Here is a 21,063-nt window from a genome sequence, read left to right as displayed (position 1 = left end):
AACAACGATCGGGATCGGGCACGGCTGTCCGGGCCCGATCCGGATCGTTGTTCGAGGCCCCACCATCGTTCGGCGCGGCGAGGCGAATACCGCACCTAGCGGAATATCACCGCAGCGGGCCTAGAGTATGGGCGAGCTTCAGGAGGATGCATGAACTCGGAAAAGGTCATCTTCGGCTTCTTCATCACATTGGCGGCCGCGCTGAACTTCGGTTTCTGGACCGGGGAGATGGACAAGGTCGAGTTGCACAACGTGTGGGAACTCGCCGCCGCCATCGTGGTCAGCCTGATCGCCACCGTGCTGAAGTTCGGTGACCGGACCCAGCTGGGAGCCGTCCACCTGGCCACCTCGCTGGTCGCCGACGTCCAGCTGATCGCCGCCGCGGTCATCTGGAGCTGGGCCGCCACCTCCCCCAGCGGCGTCACCCCCGAGGACATGGCGACGGTCGTGTCGATGTCGGCGGGCGCCCTGCTGGCCAACCTGGTCTCGGTCGTGCTGATGATCTCCGAGATCATCACCGCCCGCCGATAGGCGGCCCGGCGGCGCTTCGATGAACAACGTCACCTATCTGTTCCTGCGGCGCATGCGTGTGCCGCTGGTTCTGGTGATCAGCGTCTACACGATCAGCGTGTTCGGGCTGGCGGTCGTGCCGGGCGTCGATGACGCCGGGAATCCGACCCCGGGCATGGGGTTGTTCAACGCCTTCTATGTGATCAGTTACACCGGCACCACGATCGGCTTCGGCGAATTGCCGCACCCTTATTCGGGGCCGCAACGGATGTGGATGATCGTGGCGATCTACATGACGGTGGCGGGCTGGTCGTACGCGGTCGCCACCGTCGTCGGATTGTTGCAGGAACCCGCGTTCCAGAACGCACTGCGGCGGGGCCGTTACGCCCGCCGGATCCGGCGGCTGCGTGAGCCGTTCTACATCGTCTGCGGCGTCGGCGAGACCGGAACCCTGGTCTGCCAGGGCCTGGACCGGCTGGGCATGCGGTTCGTGGTGGTCGACTCGGACGCCGTCCGGATCGACCAGATCAAACTGGAGGAGTTCCACGCCGACCCCCCGACGGTGGTCGCGGACGCCTCGCAGCCGGCCAACCTGATCGGCGCCGGGCTGATGTCGCCACACTGCCGGGGCGTGATGGCGCTGGCCGCGGACGACATCGCCAACCGGGCGATCGCGGTGACCGCCCGGCTGTTGCGGCCCGGCCTGCCGGTGATGGCCCGGGTCGGCGAAGCGCACACCGACCACACCATGGGCGCGTTCGGCGGCGACATGGTGATCAACCCGTTCGAACGGTTCTCCGCCTACCTGGCGCTCGCGGTCGCCCGCCCCGAGCGGTACCGGCTGGGTCAGATCCTGACCGGCTTCCCCGGCGACGACCTGCCCGAACGCCACCATCCGCCGCGCGGGCATTGGATCATGTGCGGCTACGGCCGCTTCGGCCACGGCGTCCGGGAAGCGCTCACCAAGGCCGGTAACCAGGTCACCGTGATCGACCGGCTGCACTACGGCGAAGAGGGCGTGGACGTCGAGGGCACCGGCACCGACTCGGCCAGCCTGAAGAAGGCCGGCATCCACGACGCGGTCGGCATCGTGGCCGGCAACGCCAGCGACCTGAAGAACCTGGCGATCGCCCTGGTCGCCCGTGACCTCAAACCCGACATCTTCGTGGTCACCCGGCAGAACCAGATCAGCAACACCACCCTGTTCGAAGCCTTCCACGACGATCAGTGCATGCAGCCGAGCCGGATCGTCGCCCGCGAGTTCCTGGCCCTGATCACCACCCCGCTGCTGGACCGGTTCCGCTGGGAGATTCGCGGGGCGTCCGAGAAGTGGGCCGCCGAACTCACCGAGGCACTGTCGTACCTGAACGGTGGCTACACCCCGGAGCTGTGGGGCGTCACCATCGACGCCGACCACGCCGGCGCCGTCGTCGAGGCGATCGAAGAAGAGCACTGGGTGAACATCGGCCATCTGCTGACCGATCCCTACGACCACGACAAGCCGGCCAACGCGCTGGTGCTGATGGTGTCCCGCGGCGACGGTGGCGCGATCCTGCCGACCACCGGCTACCAGCTGGAGGTGGGCGACCAGCTGCTCATCGCCGGGTCACCGGAGGCTGCCCGCAAGATCGAACTGCTGATGAACAACCTCAACGTGCTGCACTACGTCCGCACCGGACGCGAGGGCGGCGGCGGCTGGATCTGGCACTTCGGCCGGACGGTGAAGCGGCGCTGGATCAAATTCCTGTCCCGGCACTGAGCCTTTCGCCCGGCCGGAGATCCCGGATCGAGTCCGGGATGACATGGGGCAGGGGTCTCAGGCGAGGAAGCCGGCACCCACCGTCTTGTTGCTGGACTCGTCGACCAGGATCACCGCGCCGGTGGCGCGGTTCTCGCTGTAGTCGTCCATGAACAGCGGACGGGAGCAGCGCAGCCGGACGCGTCCGATGTCGTTGAGTTGCAGCGCGGTGGCCGACTCGTCGCGGTGCAGGGTGTTGATGTCCAGCCGGTACAGCACTTCGCGCACCTTGGCCCGGCCCCAGGTGGTGGTGTGCTTGACCGCCAGCGTGCGGCCCGGCGTCAGGGTGGTGGCCTCGTCCATCCAGCAGATCCGCAGGTCTAGTTCCTGGCGGGCCTCGGCCGGGTTGTTGGGCCGCACCAGCATGTCGCCGCGGGAGATGTCCAGCTCATCGGCCAGCCGCAGCACCACCGACATCGGCGGGTAGGCCGCGTCGACCGGACCGGTCGGCGAGTCGATGGCACTGACCGTGGTGGTGAAGCCGCTGGGCAACACCATCATCGGGTCGCCGACCTTGATCACGCCGCTGGCCACCGTGCCGGCGTAGCCGCGATAGTCGCGGGCCTTGGCCGACTGCGGCCTGATCACGTACTGCACCGGGAACCGGACGTCGGTCAGGTTGCGATCCGAGGCCACATGCAGGTGTTCCAAGTAATAGAGCAGCGACGGCCCGTCGTACCAGGGTGTGTTGGTGCTGCGGGTCACCACGTTGTCGCCCTTGAGCGCCGAGATCGGGATGAACTCCAGATCGCCCACCTTGAGCCGGCTGGCGAACGAGGTGAACTCGTCGACGATCCGGTCGTAGACCTGTTCGGCGTAGTCGACCAGGTCCATCTTGTTGATGCAGACGACCAGGTGCCGCACGCCGAGCAGGGTGGCCAGGAAGGAGTGCCGCCGGCTCTGCTCGGTCATCCCCTTGCGGGCATCGATCAGGATCAGGGCCGCGTCGGCGGTGGAGGCGCCGGTCACCATGTTGCGGGTGTACTGCGGATGCCCCGGGGTGTCGGCAATGACGAACTTCCGCTTCGGGGTGGCGAAATACCGATAGGCGACGTCGATGGTGATGCCCTGCTCACGTTCGGCGCGCAGGCCGTCGGTGAGCAGCGCCAGGTCGACGTAGTCGTCGCCGCGCTGGGTGCTGACCCGTTCCACGGCGTCGTACTGGTCCTCGAAGATCGCCTTCGAGTCGTACAGCAGCCGGCCGATCAGGGTGCTCTTGCCGTCGTCGACACTGCCCGCGGTGGCGAACCGGAGCAGATCGCCGCCGCTCAACGCATGCGCGGTCAACTCACTCATCAGAAGTAGCCCTCCTTCTTCCGGTCCTCCATCGCCGCCTCGCTGACCCGGTCGTCGCCGCGGGTCGCCCCGCGTTCGGTCAGCCGGGCGGCGGCGATCTCGGCCACGATCGCCTCTTTGGTGTCCGCCTGCGATTCGACCGCGCCGGTCAGGTTGGCGTCGCCCATGGTGCGGTAGCGGACGCTCAGCCGCTCGGTTTGTTCACCCTCGGCCGGCACCACGAACTCGTTCACCGCGTAGAGCATGCCCTGCCGGCGCACCACCTCCCGCTCGCGGGCGAAGTACAGGTTCGGCAGCGGCAGGTCCTCTTCGGCGATGTAGGTCCAGGTGTCCAGCTCGGTCCAGTTCGACAGCGGGAAGACCCTGATGCTCTCGCCCATGTTCACCCGGCCGTTGTACAGATTCCACAGCTCCGGGCGCTGATTCTTCGGGTCCCACTGCCCGAAGTCGTCCCGGAACGAGAACACCCGCTCCTTGGCGCGCGCCTTCTCCTCGTCGCGCCGGGCACCGCCGAACAGGGCGTCGAAGCGGTGCTGTTCGATCGCGTCCAGCAGCACCGGGGTCTGCACCCGGTTGCGCGACCCGTTCGGCTCGGGCTGCACCAGGCCCCGGTCGATCGCCTCGGGGACGGACGCGACCACCAGCTGCACCTCGAGCTGCTCCACCCACCAGTCCCGGAAGGCGATCACCTCGGGGAAGTTGAGCCCGGTGTCCACATGCATGAACGGGAACGGAATCCGGGCCGGCGCGAACGCCTTCTGGGCCAGCACGCTCATCACCACCGAGTCCTTGCCGCCGGAGAACAGCAGGCAGGGCCGCTCCATCTCGGCGGCCACCTCACGGATGATGTGGATACTTTCCGCTTCGAGTGCGCGCAGGTGACTCAGCACGTAGCGGCTCATGATTCTCCTTCGAACTGTGCGGTTTCGAGCTGTGCGCCGGGGTCAGATGTCATAGCTGGCCTGCTCGTCCCGCTCCGCATCGGCGAGCCGGGTCGCCCGCCGGGTCAGGTCGTCCCCGCGGAGGCGCGCCCGCTCGCGCAGTTCGGCGAGGATCAGCGCCACCGCGTCGTCCACCCCGGTCGTGGTGGTGTCGATCACCAGGTCGGCGTTCTCCGGCGCCTCGTAGGGCGAATCGATGCCGGTGAAGTTGGTCAGCTCGCCCGATCGGGCCCGCGCGTACAGGCCCTTGCGGTCGCGCCGTTCACACTCCGCCAGCGGTGTCGAGATCCACACCTCGAGGAAGTCGGCGCCCTGCCGGGCCATCCGCGCCGCCTCGGCCCGGCCGTCGGCGAACGGGGCGATCAGCGCGGTGATCGCGATCCCGCCGTGCCGGGCCAGCAGCGCGGCCACCCAGCTGGTGCGGCGGACGTTCGCCTCGCGTCCGGCGGCGTCGAAACCCAGGCCCGCGGAGAGCATCCGGCGGACGTCGTCGCCGTCGAGCAGGGTCACCTCACGGCTGGTCCGCGGTTCGAGAGCGTTGCGCAGCGCCTTGGCGATGGTCGACTTGCCCGAGCCGGAGAGGCCGGTGAGGAATATCACCGTGCCGCCCCGGTGGGTGCGGGCGACGGCGTCCTCGGGACGCTCACCGACCACGATGAAGTGCTTGGCCCGATATGCCCCGGCCAGGCCGGACGGCGTCGGCATCCGGGGCCGCTCGAACAGCCCCCGCGCCCCCGGATCGGGCCACGGCACCCGGACGATCCGGTGACTCCCCCGGCCACAGGCCCGGATCGCCGCGGGCAGGTCGCCGAGCAGCTGCCGTCCGATCCGGGAACGGCCGGCCAGCGCGAGCCACAGCACCGTGCTGCGCGGCGCGATCAGCGCGTCCAGCCGGGCCAGGTCGGACGCGGTCGGCACACCCTGGGCGACCACCGCCAGATCGGCCGGGCCGTCCGCCTCGCTCAGGCTCTCCATATCGACCGGGGCGACCGCCCGCAGCGTCTCCACCTCGAGCACGCCGGCCACGGCCCGGCCGAGCAGCAGCGGGGTGGCCTCGGCGTCCTTGATCACCACCGAGCCGGCGTCACCGACAGCCTCGGACGCGACGTGGGTCAACCTCAGTCGTGGGGTGACCAGCCCGCGCTGGACGAGTTCGACCAGCTCCAGGTCGCCGGCCTCAACGGTGAGTGCGGGCAGGTCGGCCAGCGCCGCCCAGTCGATCGCCGTGTCGTCACGGGTCATCACCGGCCTCCCCGCAGACCCGTTGTCGTGGCGGCCGCTCGCGCGGCTGCGCTTGTCGCGGCGTCGGTTCGGCGACCTCGTCCGAGCGCCGGGAGCGGGTGCGGTTCGACCAGCTGTAGCGTCGCCGCAGCACCGCCCAGGCAATCGGACCGAACGCGGTCGCGGCGCCGCTGATCGCCAGGACACCCATGGTCGGAACACCGAGCAGTTTCAGCCCGGACGCCATCAGCAGAATGGCCAGCGCCCGCCGGATCACCCCACCGGGAGCCCGGGATGAGATCTGGGCGCCCAGGAACGCGCCCGGGATCGCGCCGATCAGCATCGAGCCGGTGATGCCCAGCGACACCTCGCCGAACATCAGGTGCCCGACGGAGGCGGCGGCCACCAGCGGCACCGCCTGCACCAGGTCGGTACCGACCAGCTGGGACGGCTTCAGTCTCGGATAGAGCACCAGCAGCAGGGTGAGGATCAGCGATCCCGCACCGACCGAGGTCAACCCGACCATCAGCCCGCCGAGCGCCCCCAGCAGCACGGTCGGCAGCTTCCGGATCTCGATGTCCGGCGAGGACGCCGGTGCCGCACCCTCGCCCCACAGCGTCCGCTTGCGGGTCATCTGGAACCAGGCCCGGATGATCAGGCCGGCCGAAGCGAGCAGCAGCGCCACGCCGAGCACGGCCAGCAGAATCTCCTCGAAGCCGGCCAGGCCGCGCAGATGGTCGACCAGCATCGCACCCACGAAGGCGGACGGCACCGAGCCGATGCACAACCACAGCACCAGCTGCAGGTTCGCCGTCTTGCGCATGATGTGCACCACCGCGCCGGCCGGCTTCATGAACAGGCTGCTGACCACATCGCTGGAGATCGCCGTCAGCGTGTCGACCTTGAAGAACAGCACCAGCACCGGGGTCATCAGGGCGCCACCGCCCATTCCGGTGAGGCCGACCACGATCCCCACGAGTAGCCCGGCCACCGCGATCCCGATGTCCAGCGTGCTCACCTCTATCGTCCGTGGCAGGTTCGGTCCAGGCTAAGGCCGCCGCGCGTGGGCCAGGGCATGGCGCCGCATCGTGGGCCGGGCCGTCGGTCATCATCACCATCGCCGACGACTACGGGGTTGCCTTGCCGAAGCCCCGACGCACCAGCCGCGCGGCCCGTCCGGCACCGCGCCGCGACAGCTCGGCCGCCAGAGTCTTGGCGGGCACCGAAGCCAGCGACATCGGCCGTTCCGGCGTCCGCCGGAAGCCGGGATCCCGGCCCAGCGCGACGGCGGCCACGCCGAGCATGGCCTCGACGGCCAGATCCATCGGCACGTCGGTCGCGGTGCGATGGTCCTCGGCAGGGTCACGGCGCCGGCGCGCCGGCAGCCGAAGGTGGTCCAGGTCGCCGACCACCCGGACGCCGCTGGCTGCCACCGCGTCCGCGTGGCGCAGTGCGGCGTCGTCGGCCAGGTCGGCCGCCCAGTCGGGCATCGCCAGCCGGGGTTCGTCGGAGGGCGGCTCACGGTAGCCCAGCACCCGCGGCGCGATGCCGCGGATCATCACCAACTCGTGCTCAGCCGGGGTGGTGTCGTAGCCGCGGAACCGCCGGTTGAACTGGCGCAACAGCTCGACCTCGGTGGCGGTCAGCGAGCGGTTGGCCGCATGCTCTTCCTTCTCGGCGTTCGCCAGCAGTCCCGCGGGCAGATCGAGCAGTTGCTCCACGGTGTGCGGCAGGAAGTCGTGATCGCCGGGGTTCAGCACCACCACGGTGACCTTCTTCTCGCCGACCACGTCGGCCCAGCGGCGCACCAGCGCGCCCTGGTCGTGCCGGGTCTGGACGATCTGGTTCACCTCGGTGCCGGGGGTGAGCGCACGCCGCAGCCAGCGGTCGAAGGTGCCGCGGTTACCGGCGGCCTTGTTCGTCTCCTGCCAGATGGACGGCAACATGCGCGCCACGCTGCGCAGCGTGATCAGAATGTGCAGGTCGTCGCCGAAGGTGTCGCGGACCTCGCGGATCACGCCGGTCTTGGCGCCGGCGGCGTACTCGTGGCCGAACCAGGCGCGTCGGTCGGGGTAGCTGTTCACCTCGGCGACCAGGTCGTTCCAGTGCTGCCGCGGCGGTGGCTCGGTGGGGGTGCCGTCGGACGCGGCCTTCCAGCCGATTCCCTTCCCGACCAGGGACGCGATCGCCAGCCGGTGGTTGACGGTCCGGCCCGGGTAGAGCACACCGTGCGCCATCAATTGGGGACGCCGCGCGGCAGCGGCGGTCTGGAGTGCGGTCGTCCCGGTCTTCTGCGGGCCGATGTGGAACAACCTCACCGTGGGCGGCAACGGGTCCACCGGGGGCATGATGCTCCTTGTCGTCTACGTCACTGGCAACCGCGGCGCCTTCGCGGAACCCCACTCAATCGCAGGCAACACCCCTATGCCTGTCCCCCAGCTGTGACGAACCTGTGAGTTTCACATCAAGCCGTCCGAAACGGCAGGAACCGTCCCCTGGTGTCCAGGGGACGGTTCCTTTTCGGTTCAGGCGGACGGCGCCCGGTGGTCTCAGCCCTCGACGACCGCCAGGCCGCTGCCGTCGGCGTCCACATCGAACCGGATGGTGTCGCCGTCGATGATGTCGCCGGCCAGTATCCGCCGGGCCATCGCGTCCTCGATCGTGGTCTGCACCAGCCGCTTCAGCGGACGGGCGCCGTAGACCGGATCGAAGCCGGTCAGCGCCAGCCAGTCCTTGCCGGCCTGGGTGACCTCGACGTGGATCCGTCGCTCGGCCAGCCGGGCGTTCAGCCCGCGCAGCTGGATGTCGACGATCTTGCTCAGCTCCTCGGTGCCCAGCGGGGTGAACATGACGATCTCGTCCAGCCGGTTCAGGAACTCGGGCTTGAACGCCTGCAGCACCACGCCCATCACGGCCTGCTCCTTGAGCTCCGGCTCCAGGCTGGGGTCGGCCAAGTACTGCGAGCCGAGGTTGCTGGTCATGATCAGGATCACGTTGCGGAAGTCGACCGTGCGGCCCTGGCCGTCGGTGAGCCGTCCATCATCGAAGACCTGCAGCAGGATGTTGAACACCTCGGGGTGCGCCTTCTCGACCTCGTCGAGCAGGATCACCGAGTAGGGACGGCGGCGCACCGCTTCGGTCAGCTGGCCGCCCTCCTCGTAGCCGACGTAGCCGGGAGGGGCACCGACGAGCCGGGACACCGAGTGCTTCTCGCCGTACTCGCTCATGTCGATGCGCACCATCGAGTGCTCGTCGTCGAACAGGAACTCGGCCAGCGATTTGGCCAGCTCGGTCTTGCCGACGCCGGTCGGGCCGAGGAACAGGAACGATCCGGTGGGCCGGTTCGGGTCGGAGATGCCGGCCCGCGAGCGGCGGACGGCGTCCGAGACGGCGACGACCGCTTGGCGCTGGCCGATCAGCCGCTCGCCCAGCCGCTCTTCCATGGTGAGCAGCTTCTCGCTCTCGCCCTGCAGCAGCTTGCCGACCGGGATGCCCGTCCAGGACGCCACCACCTCGGCGATGTCGGTGGCCGACACCTCGTCGCTGACCATCGGGGTGAGCCCCGACTCGTCCTTCTCGGCGGCGTCCATCTCGGCCTGCAGGCTGGGGATCTCGCCGTACAGGATCTCGGACGCCTTGGTCAGGTCACCTTCGCGCTGCGCCCGGTCGGCCGCGATCCGCAGCTCGTCGACCTTGGCCTTCAGCTCGCCGACCCGGTTCAGGCCGGACTTCTCCGCCTCCCAGCGGCCCTCCAGCCCGCGCAGCTCCTCCTTGGCGTCGGCCAGTTCGGCCTGCAGTCGCTGGTAGCGCTCGACGGAGGCCGGGTCGGTCTCCTTCTCCAGCGCGAAGCTCTGCATGGTCATCCGGTCGATGCTGCGGCGCAGCTGGTCGATCTCTTCGGGCGAGGAGTCGATCTCCATCCGCAGCCGGGACGCCGACTCGTCGATCAGGTCGATCGCCTTGTCGGGCAGCTGACGGCTGGTGATGTAGCGGTTCGACAGCGACGCCGCGGCGACCAGTGCACCGTCGGTGATCCGCACCTTGTGGTGCGCCTCGTAACGCTCGCGCAGCCCGCGCAGGATGGCGATGGTGTCCTCCACGGACGGCTCGCCGACGAACACCTGCTGGAAGCGGCGCTCCAGCGCCGGATCCTTCTCGATCCGCTCGCGGTACTCGTCGAGCGTGGTGGCGCCGATCATCCGCAGTTCGCCGCGGGCCAGCATCGGCTTGAGCATGTTGCCGGCGTCCATCGAGGAGTCGCCGGACGCGCCGGCGCCGACCACGGTGTGCAGCTCGTCGATGAAGGTGATCACCTGGCCCTCGGCGTCGCGGATCTCGTTCAGCACGGCCTTCAGCCGCTCTTCGAACTCGCCGCGGTACTTGGCGCCGGCCACCATGGACGCCAGGTCGAGGGAGACCACCCGGCGTCCCTTCAGCGAGTCGGGGACGTCGCCGGCCACCACCCGCTGGGCCAGGCCCTCGACGACGGCGGTCTTGCCGACGCCGGGCTCGCCGATCAGCACCGGGTTGTTCTTGGTGCGCCGGGCCAGCACCTGCACCACCCGGCGGATCTCGGAGTCGCGTCCGATCACCGGGTCGAGCTTGCCCTCACGGGCGCGGGCGGTCAGGTCGACGGAGTACTTGTCGAGGGTGGATTCGCCGCCCTCCTGCTCGGCCGAGGTGATCCGCTTGTCGCCGCGGGCGTCGTTGAACGCCGTGGTCAGCTTCTTCGCGTCAGCGCCGAACTGCAGCAGGATCTTCTGCGCGTCGCTGGCCACTGCGGCCAGGCCGATCATCAGGTGCTCGGTGGCGACGAATTCGTCGCCCAGCTGCTCGGCGCGGGTCTCGGCGTCGGCCAGCACCCGGGCGAAGCTGCCGGACAGGCCGGGCTGGCTGACCGAGTTGCCGGACGCGCTGGGCAGCTTGGTGATCGCGCCCTGGGCGGCCGCGTCGACCACCTTCGGGTCGGCACCGACGCCGCTGAGCAGGGCACCGACGGTGTTGTCGGGCACCATCAGCAGCGCGTGCAGCAGGTGCACCGGTTCGGCGCTGGGGTTGCCGTTGGTGAGCGCGTTGCGGAGTGCGGCCGAGACCGCGTCCCGGCTCTTGGCGGTGAGTTTCGAAGTGTCCATGTAAAGCGTGTCTCCTGAAGGAAAACCAAAGTTGAGTCCACCTGACTCAACCATAGCGAGAACCACCCTATTCCTCACCTGATCGGCCACTTACCGCTGGTCGAGCTTGTCGAGCACCTTGGCGGTTGCCGTCATCCCGGGCTTGCCCCGGGATCTCGTCGCCGGGTGCGTGGGGAGATCCCGGCCTCCGCCGGGATGACGGGGCCCGCTGGTCGAGGTTGTCGAAACCCTTGGCGGTTCCGTCATCCCGGGCTTGCCCCGGGATCTCGTCACCGGGCACGCGTAGAGATACCGGCGTCCGCCGGGATGACGGTGGGGCCTCCCCGACCATCGCTCGCCGGTGATGGCCCGTGCCGGGTGCGAGCAGATAGGCTCACCGCGACCTCCAACGAAGGAACCGGAATGCGGCAGCGCGAGTTCAACCTCGTCACCACCAGCAACAGCGAGATCGTCCTGCAAGTGCGTGCCCGCGGACGCCGCGTCCTGCGCAACCCGGTAGCGAATCGGGGCACCGCCTTCACCCACGAACAGCGGGCCGAGCTGGCCCTGTCGGGGCTGCTGCCCAGCGAGGTCAGCACTCTCGACGAGCAGGTGCGCCGCACCTACGCGCAGTACAGCCGCTCGCCGTCCCCGCTGGCGAAGTACATCTACCTGTCGCAGTTGCGGGACCGCAACGAGGTGCTGTTCTACCGGGTGCTCAGCGAACATCTCGAAGAGATGCTGCCGATCGTCTACACCCCCACCATCGGTGAGGCGATCGAGCGGTTCAGCCACGAATACGTGGGCCAGCGCGGCCTGTTCCTGTCCATCGACCATCCTGAGCTGGTCGAGCAGTCGCTGATCAACTACGAACTGGACGGCGACGACGTCGACCTGGTGGTGGTCACCGACTCCGAAGGCATCCTGGGCATCGGCGATCAGGGCATCGGCGGCATCCAGATCGCTCTGGGCAAGCTGGGCGTCTACACCGCCGCGGCCGGCATCCATCCGCGCCGGGCCGTCCCGATCGTGCTCGACGTCGGCACCGACAACCTGGGCCTGCTGCACAGCGGCGTCTACCTGGGCGAGCGGCATGCCCGGGTCCGGGGCCCGCGCTACGACGAGTTCATCGACGAGTTCGTGACCGCGGTCAAGCGCCAGTTCCCGCACGCGATGCTGCACTGGGAGGACTTCGGGGCCGGCAACGCGCACCGCATCCTGCACCGCTACAGCGACCAGGTCTGCACCTTCAACGACGACATCCAGGGCACCGCCGCGGTGGTGCTGGCGGCGGTGCTGGCCGCCGTCCGGCTGACCGGGGTGCCGCTGGCCCAGCACCGGGTGGTCATCTACGGGGCTGGCACGGCGGGCGTCGGGATCGCCGACATCATCCGCGAGTCGATGGTCCGGGCCGGGCTCGACGCCGACGACTGTTTCCAGCCGTTCTACGCCTTCAACCGCCGCGGGCTGATCGTCGAGGACAGCCGCGGCGTCCGGGACTTCCAGCGGCCCTACGCCCGCACCCGTGCCGAGGTGGACGGCTGGCAGGTCGCGAACCCCCACGCGATCACTCTGCAGGAGGTGGTCGAAGCGGTGCAGCCGACGATCCTGATCGGCACCTCGGCGCAGACCGGCGCATTCTCCCGTCCGGTGGTGACGGCGATGGCCGCCGGCTGCGAGCGGCCGATCATCCTGCCGCTATCGAATCCCACCTCGCGCTCGGAGGCGAACCCGGCCGATCTGCTGGAGTGGACCGACGGGCATGCGCTGATCGCGACCGGCAGCCCGTACGGCACCATCCGGCACGACGGGGTCTACCACACCATCGCGCAGGCCAACAACGCACTGATCTTCCCGGGGCTGGGGCTCGGCGTCTCGGTGGTGCGGGCGCGGCGGGTCAGCGACGAGATGATCCATGCCGCCGCTGCCGCCCTGGCCGGACTGGTGAACGAGTACCGTCCGGGCGCCTCGCTGCTGCCCGCGATGAGCGACCTGCGGCTGGTGGCCGCGGCGGTCGCGCTCGCCGTGGCGCGGACTGCGGAGGAACAGGGCCTGGCCCGCACCCCGATGACCGACCCGATCAACGACATCTATCAGCGGATGTGGAAGCCGGAATACCCCCGGCTCGAGGTGCTGCCGGTCGAGGACGAGTAGACGGCTATCGTCTGCGCCGTGGATGACGAGACGCGACGGCTGCTGACCTGGGTGGACGCGCACGACGCTCCGCCCCGCCACGACGAGGTCGAGCCCTGGCTGCTCGCCCAGGATTGGACGCCCTGCGGTGAGGGTGACTGGGCGCGTGCCTACCGCTCCCCCGCCGGACGGCTCGCGGCCCGGGTGAGTCCCTTCGACCCAGCCTGCGCGTTCACCGTCGCCCTCTATCGGGAGGGAGCCGGGAATCGCTACCTGCCGCGGCTCGACGCGCACCGGAACCTCGACGGCGGCGGCCAACTGATGGTGATGGAACTGCTGGACGCCGTGCCCGCCGACGACGCGCAGCAGTGGCACCGCCGCCTGCATGATCCCGCGGCGCACCGTGCCGACCCCGGACTGGCCGCGGCCGCGGCACTCATCGACGGCGTCCATCGGCGGGCCGAGGCCGAACTGCCGTGGTGCGGTCCGCTGGACGACAATCCCGGCAATGTGATGCGCGACGCTGCCGGTCGGGCGAAGTTCGTGGATCTCTTCTATGTGCAGGGTCTGGTGCTGTACGACAAGGCGTTGACCGCACCGGCCGAGGTGGTCGCGGCCCTCCCTGCCGAGCTGCGCCGGCACATGTTCGAGATCCCGGCGATCGGGCGGGAAGCCAGCCCTGACGAGCTGGTCCGGATGCGTGCGGCGATCGCGGCGGCCGACGGCCACTGACCCGCTACCGGGTTTCGCGTCCGGGCAGATCAGGTTCCTGGGCTGTCGCGCAGCCGCCAGCCGTGCTCGGCGAGGGCGTCCTCGAGGATCTCGATCGCCCTCGGCCCGATGCCGTGCACGGCGAGCAACTCCTCCGGCGACCGGTCGAGCAGTTGTTCGAGGTAGCTGATCTCGAGCGTTGCCAGTGCCCGGGTAGCCGGTGCACCGATTCGGGGCAGCGCCGTCCCGGTTCGAGCCAGCAGTGCGTTGAGCGCCTGGCGGTAAGCGTGCCGAAGGGCAACCTGGTCTGCCCGACAGCTGGCCATCCGGCAACCGGTTCGGCTCGCATTGACCGGAATGCCTTCCTCAGCCCAACGCTCGCGGGCCCGTCCGATCAGCCCGGACGCCATCGTGCCGTCGTGTCCGGTCACCCGCCACCAGGTCACGTCGCTGCCGTACCGGCTGAGCACGCTGCCCACCTGCCGCGGCCCAGTCCCCACCAGCTTGGCAATGTCCCCGTACGAGCTGACTCGCCCAGTCGGGATCTGCTCGACGGCGAGCAGCACCCGATCCACCAGGAAGTCATCCACGCGCCCACGGTAGGCCATCCACCCCGGTGACCGAGGGGACGGTTCTCCCGGTCACCGGGGACGGTTCCCTTGGACACCGGGGACGGTTCCTTCGGTCACCGGGGACGGTTCCTTCGGTCACCGGAGACGGTTCCTTCGGTCACCGGAGACGGTTCCAGCACGATCTGTTGGCACGGAGGGACGGTTCTTTTCGGTCCACGCGCGGGGCGTCCGGCCAGTAGGTTGAACGCATGATCAAGCACATCGTGGCCTGGGAGTTCGCCGAGCACGCCGAGGGCGCCGACAAGGCGACCAATGTGGCGCTGGTCGCAGAGGCGTTGCGGGCATTGCCGGCGGTGATCGACGGGATCATCGAATTCGAGGTGATCACTGCGCAGCCCGGCCTCGACAACACCTTCGATCTGGCCATCTACTCGGTCTTCACAGATGCTGACGCGCTCAAGGCCTACGCCGTGCACCCCGAACATCAGAAAGTGGTGGCGCTGATCGGGGCTCGGCGGACCAGCCGGGCCTGCATCGACTACGACCCGGCGGCGCTTTAGGGAAGCACTGATCACTCACATCATCCTGGGGCTCCGACCCGGGGATCTCAGGTGGGAAAGAGATCCCGGATCAAGTCCGGGATGACGATGGCGTGGTCAGCGGTCATCCACGGCAAGTTGGCGGGTGGCGTCGGCGAGTGCCCGTTCCGCCTGCTGGACGGCGCCGCGCGCCTCGTGGACGCCGTCCGCTGCCTCGGTCGCGGTGCGACGCGCGACCACCTCCGCGTCCTCGGCGGCGCGCAGTTCAGCGCGCAGGTCGGCAACCTCCTGGCTGGCCCGATCGAGCCGTTCCCGAGCCTCCGATTCGAGACGGGTCGCCTCGTCAGAGCCGGCACGGGCGCGTCGCAACTCGTCGGACGCCTCCCGGACCAGCTGTTCGGCACGCTGTCGTGCGGCCACGGCCGCTTGGCGTTCGGCGTCCTCGGGAGTGTGCAGGGCCGTGGCGGGTTCGGCCGGTTCTGCCGCAGCCATCGGCTCGGACGGCGCCTCTCCTGGGGTAAACGCCCCGATGGCCGGTAGCCCGAAGCCCGAGTAGACATGCGCCTTCGCCAGCCGTCCGGCAAGCAGTTCGGTTCGGGTGTCCGGATCGGCAACAGCCGCCGACAAGGTGCTGTTGACTTCGCCTTTCACTGCTTCGGTCGCTTGATAACCGCGTTCTGCGCCTACGGCCACCGCCGTCGCGGTCAGTTGTCCGACCAGCTTCGTCCGTTCGGCGCCCAGCGCACGCAATGCGGCCAAGTCGCCGGCGTGATGAGCGGTGGCGAGGCGTCCGGCCAGCTCCTCGAGCTGGTTGAGGTCGTCCGGGGATCGTCGGCTGAGCAGGTTCAGCAGCCAGGCCGAACGGGTCGGCTTCTTGAGTGCCGCGACCGCTGTTGCGAGGGGACGGTCCTTGGCCGTCCGGGACTGTGCCACCAGTCGCGTCCGGGCCGCCATGAAGTCGTCCAGGTCGACGCCGTACAGCTCCGCGGCCGCCTCGTCCAGATCCACTCCCCCAGCCTGCCCCGGCCACACCACAACTGTCACCACGAGACTCGCACGCCGGGGACGGTTCTTCCGCATTCGAAAATCGGACGTGGGAGAACCGTCCCCCAACGTTCGAAAATCGCAGGTGGGAGAACCGTCCCCCAACGTTCGAAAATCGCAGGTGGGAGAACCGTCCCCGATCGTTCGAAAATCGGACGTGGGAGAACCGTCCCCCAACGTTCGTGACCGGCCTCGATTCAGGTGCGGACGCGGTGGGGGTGGGCGTAGAGGTTGAGTGACGAGCCGCGGACGAAGCCGGCGACGGTGAGGCCGAGGTGGCGGGCAGTGTCGACGGCGAGGGAACTGGGGGCCGAGACGGCGGAGACGATCGGGATGCCGGCGAGGTAGGCCTTCTGCACCAGCTCGAAGGACAGGCGGCCGCTGAGTTGCAGGACCGTGGCGCGCAGCGGGAGGCGTCCATTCAGCAGGGCCCAGCCGATCACCTTGTCGACGGCGTTGTGTCGGCCGACGTCTTCGCGGACGACCAGCGCACGGCCGTCGAGGTCGAACAGGCCAGCGGCGTGGACGCCGCCGGTGGCTTCGAACGTGCGCTGTAACGGACGCAGTCGGTCCGGCAGTGACAGCAGCAACTCAGCCGGCACGGACGACTCATCGGAACCGAGATCCCACCGGCCCTGCCGGGAAAGGGTTTCGATCGAATCGGCGCCGCAGACGCCGCAGGCGCTGGAGGTGAACGTGCCGCGCACCGGCGGCGGCACGATGCCGGCCGCCAGCACCAGGTCGAGCACGTTGTAGGTGTTCACCCCGGTGCCGGTCTCGTCGTCCATCACCGACCCGGCGCAGTACTGGGCCCGCAACACGTCCGCGGCACTGGCGATAACGCCCTCGGCATGCAGCCAGCCGTGGGCCAGTTCGATGTCGTGACCGGGGGTGCGCATGGTGACGGCGTGCGGACGTCCACCCAGTCGCAGTTCGAGCGGCTCCTCGACGGCCAGCCGGTCCTCGCGGGGCCGGACGGCGTCCCGCTCGACCCGAACGACCCGGGTCCGCTGGGTGACTCGACCCATCAACGCCACCCGACCGGATCGTCACCGGCCGGCTCCAGCCGGATCACGATCGACTTCGAGGTGGGCGTCCCGGACTCGTCGGCCACCGAATCGAGCGGCACCAGCACGTTCGTCTCAGGGAAGTACGCGGCGACGCAGCCGCGCGCGGTCGCATAGTCGACCAGCCGGAAGGCGTGCGCCCGGCGCTCCTCGGTGCCCGCATCGCCCGGCCAGATCGAGATCAGGTCGACAATGTCCCCGTCGGCGAAGCCCAGCTCTGTCCGGTCGTCGGGGTGGATGAACAGCACCCGCCGCCCTGCTTTCACGCCGCGGTAGACGTCGTCCATGCCGTAGATGGTGGTGTTGAACTGGTCGTGGCTGCGCACCGTCTGCAACAGCAGGTGCCCCGGCGGCACGTCGATGATGACCAGTTCGTTGGCGGTGAACCGAGCCTTGCCGGTGGAGGTCCGGAAGGTGCGCGAATCTCGCGGGCCGTTCGGCAGCGCGAAGCCGAGCGGGGTGTTCACCCGTTCCTCGTAGCGCTCGAACCCCGGGATGCAGGCCTCGATGTGGCCACGGATGGTGGCGTAGTCGGCGCGCATCGACGCCCAGTCGATGAGGTCCGAGCCGAGCGTGCGCTCCGCGATCGAACAGACGATGTCGACCTCGGAGCGCAGCTGGTCGGTGGCCGGCGCCAGCCGTCCACGGGAGGCGTGCACCATGCCCATCGAGTCCTCGACGGTGACGAACTGTTCCCGTCCGCCGGTGCGGTCGTGTTCGGTGCGACCCAGGGTGGGCAGGATCAGCGCCCGCCGTCCGGTCACCGCGTGCGAACCGTTCAGCTTGGTGGAGACGTGCACCGTGAGCCCGACATTGCGCATCGCCGCCTCGGTGACCTTCGAATCGGGAGTCGCCCGGACGAAGTTGCCGCCGACGGCCAGGAACACCCCGCACCGGCCGTCGCGCATGGCCCGGATCGCGGCGACCACGTCGTGGCCGTGCTCGCGGGGCGAGGTGATTCCGAAGTGCCCGTCGAGGGCGTCCAGCAGCGCCGCCGGTGGGCGTTCGTTGATGCCGACCGTCCGGTCACCCTGCACGTTGGAGTGGCCGCGCACCGGGCAGGCGCCCGCACCGGGGCGTCCGACGTTGCCGCGCAGCAGCAGGAAGTTGACGATCTCGCGGATCGTCGGCACCGAGTTCTTGTGCTGGGTGAGGCCCATCGCCCAGCAGACGATGATCGACCCGGACGCCTGCACCTGCGCGGCGACGCGCTCCAGGTCGGCCCGGCTCATCCCGGTGGCACGTTCGATGTCGGCCCACTCGACGGTGTCGAGATGGGCGCGGAACTCGTCGAAGCCGCTGGTGTGTTCGGCGATGAAGGCGTGATCGAGTGCGTCGGCTTCGAGCAGCAGCTTGTTCAGGCCCTGGAAGAACGCCAGGTCGCCGTTGAGCCTGATCTGGCAGTACTCGTCGGCCAGTTCGACGCCGCCGCGCAGCACACCTCGGACGGTCTGCGGATTCCGGAACGCCTTCAACCCGGCTTCGATCAGGGGATTCACCGCGATGATCCGGCCGCCGTTGGCCTTCGTCCGCTCCAGCGCCGACAGCATCCGCGGATGGTTCGTGCCCGGATTCTGCCCGGCGATGATCACCAGTTCGGTGGTGTGGATGTCGTCCAGGGTGACGGTGCCCTTGCCGATGCCGAGGGTCTGGCCGAGAGCCGAGCCGCTGGACTCGTGGCACATGTTCGAGCAGTCCGGCAGGTTGTTGGTGCCGAAGGCCCGGACGAACAGCTGGTAGGCGAACGCCGCCTCGTTGGAGGTTCGGCCCGAGGTGTAGAAGATCGCCTCGTCCGGGCTATTCAGCGCCTGCAATTCGCCGGCGATCAGGTCGAACGCCTCGTCCCAACCGATCGGTTCGTAGTGGGTGCCGCCCTCGCGCAGCAGCATCGGCTCGGTGATCCGTCCCTGCTGGCCGAGCCAGTGGTCGGAACGGGTGGCCAGATCGGCGACCGAATGGCTGGCGAAAAAGTCGCGGGTCACTCGGCGCACCGTCGCCTCTTCCGCGACCGCCTTCGCACCGTTCTCACAGAACTCCGCGACATGCCGGTGGTCCGGGTCGGGCCAGGCACAACCGGGACAGTCGAAGCCGTCCTTCTGGTTGATCGCGGTCAGTGTCAGCGCCGAACGGACGACACCCATTTGCGCACCCGCGTGCTCCAGCGCCCGGACCACGCCGGGAACGCCCGCGCCGTAGCTCTTGGCTGACTTGATCGCCAGCCGCGCGTCACCGGCGTCCTGCTTCGGTGCTCCCTTGACCATCGGCCCTCCTGTCCGTGGATCGCTCCAGTATCGGCCGCGGCTCGACCGAGGGCCAGTCGCGTGATCGGTCGAGCTTGTCCAGAAGGGTCTCGACAAGCTCGGCCAACGGCGTGCACGACCCGGAAGCGCTGCTCATTCACGTCATCCCGGGCTCCGACCCGGGAGCTCCGGCGGGAGAGCTCCCAGGGAGAGATCCCGGATCAAGTCCGGGATGACGATGGAGAGCTTGATCAGCGCATCCGCAGGTCTCGACCGGCAGTGGCGGCTATTTGTTCTCGTCGAGGAGCGTCCGTTGGAACAGGTGGCGCTGCGACTTGCTCAGATCCTGCTCGGCGACGGTGACGTCGACCGACAGCGCTTCGCAGGCGACCCGGTAGCAGAAGCCGTCCCGCACCGGGTGGCCGGTGGCCACGTCGACCAGGGCGTTCGAACTCAGCAGCGAGTTCCACTTCTTCGCATCGGACGGCGGCAGCGCGTCCAGGCTGGTGCGACGTTCTCGGACGACGCCGGTCACGCCGCCGGTGCGGCGCAGCAGCAGCTCGGCGTCCGTCGCGGCCGGCGGCACCGGGCCGGGTTCGGTGCTGGCAGCCGTCACACCCACCTGCTGCCAGCCCTCCGCGATCGCCGTAAGTTCCGGACTGCCGTCACCGAAACGCGTCTTGGCGGCGTCGATGGTGAGCGCCGCGAACCGTGCGAAATCGGCCCGCGCGTCCAACTGCCCGCCGGTCAGCACGTCGTACCAGACCTGGCCGGCGCCGACCCAGGCCTGACCGCCGATCGCCCGCGCGGCCAACGCGAAGGCACGGTTCGGAATACCCGAGTTGATGTGCACGCCGCCGTTGTCGTCGGTGGTGGTCACGAAGCGGTCCATGTGGTCGGGCTGCGGATCCTTGCCGAGCCGCGGGTCGTCGTAGGCGGTGCCGGGCGCGATCATGCTGCGTAGCGCCACCCCATCGACGCCGGGCAGCAGCAGGTCGGCGCCGATCAGCCAGTCGGCGGCCGCCGCGTCCTGACCCAGGTGCCGTTGCTTGACCAGGCTGCCGAACACGTCCGAGATGTGCTCGTTGAGGGCACCCGGCTGACCGGAGTAGATCAGTCCCGCGGTGCGCTCGGTCACCCCATGGGTGAGTTCGTGGCCGATCACTTCGAGGCTGGCGGTGAACCGGCCGAAGATCTGGCCGTCGCCATCGCCGAAGACCATCCGTTCACCGTCCCAGAATGCGTTGTCGTAGCTTCTGCCGTAGTGCACCGTGCCGGGCAGCAGCATGCCGGCACCGTCGATCGAGTCGCGCGCGTAGGCGTCGTGGAAGAGTTCCCAGGTGGCGCCGAACCCGTCGTAGGCCTCGTCGGCGGCGAGGTCGCCGGTCGCGGCGTCGCCCTCACGACGGACCACGGTTCCCGGCAGGGTTTCGGTGTTGTTCGCGGTGCTGATCTCGCGCCGGGGCGCGGCCTCCCCCACTGACACCGCCGTGCGCGGATAGCCGGCAGCAGGTTGTTGCGCGCCGCGTCCGTCACGGAGCGACTGGTCGGTGAGCAGGGTCTGTTGAGCGATGACGGCGACCCCGGATTCATCGCTGTCGGCAAGCCGCCGCAAGAGGTAGGGCGGAACGATCGTGTGCCTGCGGTACGTCATGCATCAAGCATGCGCGCCGCCACTGACAGTTTCTGTAGCGCGCGACAGTTTCTGTGCCATTGGCTGCGCGAACGTCGTATCAACCGGCCCGCGTACGTCGTCTTGTCATCAAGTAGGCGCGGACGGGGCGCTGGCGGTAGGGGTGGTCGTGGGAGGACACATCGCCCCCAACCTGCCGGCCCGGTCCGCGAGTCCCCGCGCATCCGTGAGACGATCGTCCTAACGA

16 protein-coding genes are annotated in these 21,063 nt (G+C 69.1%); 5 read left to right on the top strand and 11 right to left on the bottom strand.

The window, feature by feature from the left end:
* Positions 1–150 precede the first annotated feature (150 nt).
* Both QM624_RS00700 and QM624_RS00695 read left to right on the top strand, forming a co-directional pair.
* On the top strand, positions 151–531 hold the full coding sequence (locus QM624_RS00700) for a DUF6394 family protein (protein ID WP_415088151.1): 381 nt from the start codon (positions 151–153) through the stop codon (positions 529–531).
* A gap of 19 nt (positions 532–550) precedes the next feature.
* A complete protein-coding gene (locus QM624_RS00695) occupies positions 551–2,269 on the top strand; it encodes a potassium channel family protein (RefSeq protein WP_415088150.1) in 1,719 nt (572 codons plus the stop codon).
* Positions 2,270–2,326: 57 nt separating this feature from the next.
* Here the strand turns inward: QM624_RS00695 and QM624_RS00690 are convergent, their stop codons facing one another.
* From QM624_RS00690 to clpB, 6 genes are all read right to left on the bottom strand, one after another.
* On the bottom strand, positions 2,327–3,604 hold the full coding sequence (locus QM624_RS00690; protein WP_415088149.1) for a sulfate adenylyltransferase subunit 1: 1,278 nt from the start codon (positions 3,602–3,604) through the stop codon (positions 2,327–2,329).
* On the bottom strand, positions 3,604–4,506 hold the full coding sequence (gene cysD, locus QM624_RS00685; RefSeq protein WP_415088148.1) for a sulfate adenylyltransferase subunit CysD: 903 nt from the start codon (positions 4,504–4,506) through the stop codon (positions 3,604–3,606). Before cysD ends, QM624_RS00690 begins: the two co-directional genes overlap by 1 nt.
* 42 nt (positions 4,507–4,548) lie before the next feature.
* On the bottom strand, positions 4,549–5,787 hold the full coding sequence (gene cysC / locus QM624_RS00680) for an adenylyl-sulfate kinase (RefSeq protein ID WP_415088147.1): 1,239 nt from the start codon (positions 5,785–5,787) through the stop codon (positions 4,549–4,551).
* Positions 5,777–6,784 carry a sulfite exporter TauE/SafE family protein gene (locus QM624_RS00675; RefSeq protein WP_415088146.1) on the bottom strand — a complete coding sequence of 336 codons (1,008 nt, stop codon included), beginning with the start codon at positions 6,782–6,784 and terminating at the stop codon, positions 5,777–5,779. The genes cysC and QM624_RS00675 overlap by 11 nt, the downstream gene beginning before the upstream one ends.
* A gap of 109 nt (positions 6,785–6,893) precedes the next feature.
* The gene (locus QM624_RS00670) at positions 6,894–8,114 is read right to left on the bottom strand and encodes a hypothetical protein (RefSeq protein WP_415088145.1); all 1,221 of its coding nucleotides are present in this window, start codon (positions 8,112–8,114) and stop codon (positions 6,894–6,896) included.
* A 201-nt stretch (positions 8,115–8,315) separates the two neighbouring features.
* On the bottom strand, positions 8,316–10,898 hold the full coding sequence (gene clpB / locus QM624_RS00665) for an ATP-dependent chaperone ClpB (RefSeq protein WP_415088144.1): 2,583 nt from the start codon (positions 10,896–10,898) through the stop codon (positions 8,316–8,318).
* 402 nt (positions 10,899–11,300) lie between these two features.
* Between clpB and QM624_RS00660 the strand changes: the two genes are divergently transcribed.
* A complete protein-coding gene (locus tag QM624_RS00660) occupies positions 11,301–13,031 on the top strand; it encodes an NAD-dependent malic enzyme (protein WP_415088143.1) in 1,731 nt (576 codons plus the stop codon).
* A gap of 18 nt (positions 13,032–13,049) precedes the next feature.
* The gene (locus QM624_RS00655; RefSeq protein WP_415088142.1) at positions 13,050–13,742 is read left to right on the top strand and encodes a hypothetical protein; all 693 of its coding nucleotides are present in this window, start codon (positions 13,050–13,052) and stop codon (positions 13,740–13,742) included.
* A 29-nt stretch (positions 13,743–13,771) separates the two neighbouring features.
* Here the strand turns inward: QM624_RS00655 and QM624_RS00650 are convergent, their stop codons facing one another.
* Positions 13,772–14,311 carry an MGMT family protein gene (locus QM624_RS00650; RefSeq protein ID WP_415088141.1) on the bottom strand — a complete coding sequence of 180 codons (540 nt, stop codon included), beginning with the start codon at positions 14,309–14,311 and terminating at the stop codon, positions 13,772–13,774.
* 230 nt (positions 14,312–14,541) lie between these two features.
* Here QM624_RS00650 and QM624_RS00645 point away from each other — a divergent pair, with 230 nt between their 5' ends.
* A complete protein-coding gene (locus QM624_RS00645) occupies positions 14,542–14,853 on the top strand; it encodes a Dabb family protein (protein ID WP_298134840.1) in 312 nt (103 codons plus the stop codon).
* Positions 14,854–14,949: 96 nt separating this feature from the next.
* On the opposite strand, the gene QM624_RS00640 is transcribed toward QM624_RS00645, so the two are convergent.
* The 4 genes from QM624_RS00640 to QM624_RS00625 form a co-directional block, all read right to left on the bottom strand.
* Positions 14,950–15,840, bottom strand: coding sequence for a hypothetical protein (locus tag QM624_RS00640; protein WP_415088140.1), 891 nt, complete (start codon positions 15,838–15,840; stop codon positions 14,950–14,952).
* Positions 15,841–16,073: 233 nt separating this feature from the next.
* The gene (gene fdhD / locus QM624_RS00635) at positions 16,074–16,904 is read right to left on the bottom strand and encodes a formate dehydrogenase accessory sulfurtransferase FdhD (RefSeq protein WP_415088139.1); all 831 of its coding nucleotides are present in this window, start codon (positions 16,902–16,904) and stop codon (positions 16,074–16,076) included.
* Complete coding sequence (locus tag QM624_RS00630; RefSeq protein WP_415088138.1) at positions 16,904–19,204, bottom strand: FdhF/YdeP family oxidoreductase; 2,301 nt, start codon at positions 19,202–19,204, stop codon at positions 16,904–16,906. Before QM624_RS00630 ends, fdhD begins: the two co-directional genes overlap by 1 nt.
* Positions 19,205–19,469: 265 nt before the next feature.
* Positions 19,470–20,837, bottom strand: coding sequence for a protealysin inhibitor emfourin (locus QM624_RS00625; RefSeq protein ID WP_415088137.1), 1,368 nt, complete (start codon positions 20,835–20,837; stop codon positions 19,470–19,472).
* Between the last annotated feature and the right edge of the window lie 226 nt (positions 20,838–21,063).

Origin of the sequence: Micropruina sp. (assembly GCF_047606365.1) — a bacterium.
GTDB lineage: Bacteria > Actinomycetota > Actinomycetes > Propionibacteriales > Propionibacteriaceae > Micropruina.
The sequence above is the reverse complement of the archived record's forward strand: the minus strand, read 5'-3'. Positions and strand labels throughout refer to the sequence as shown.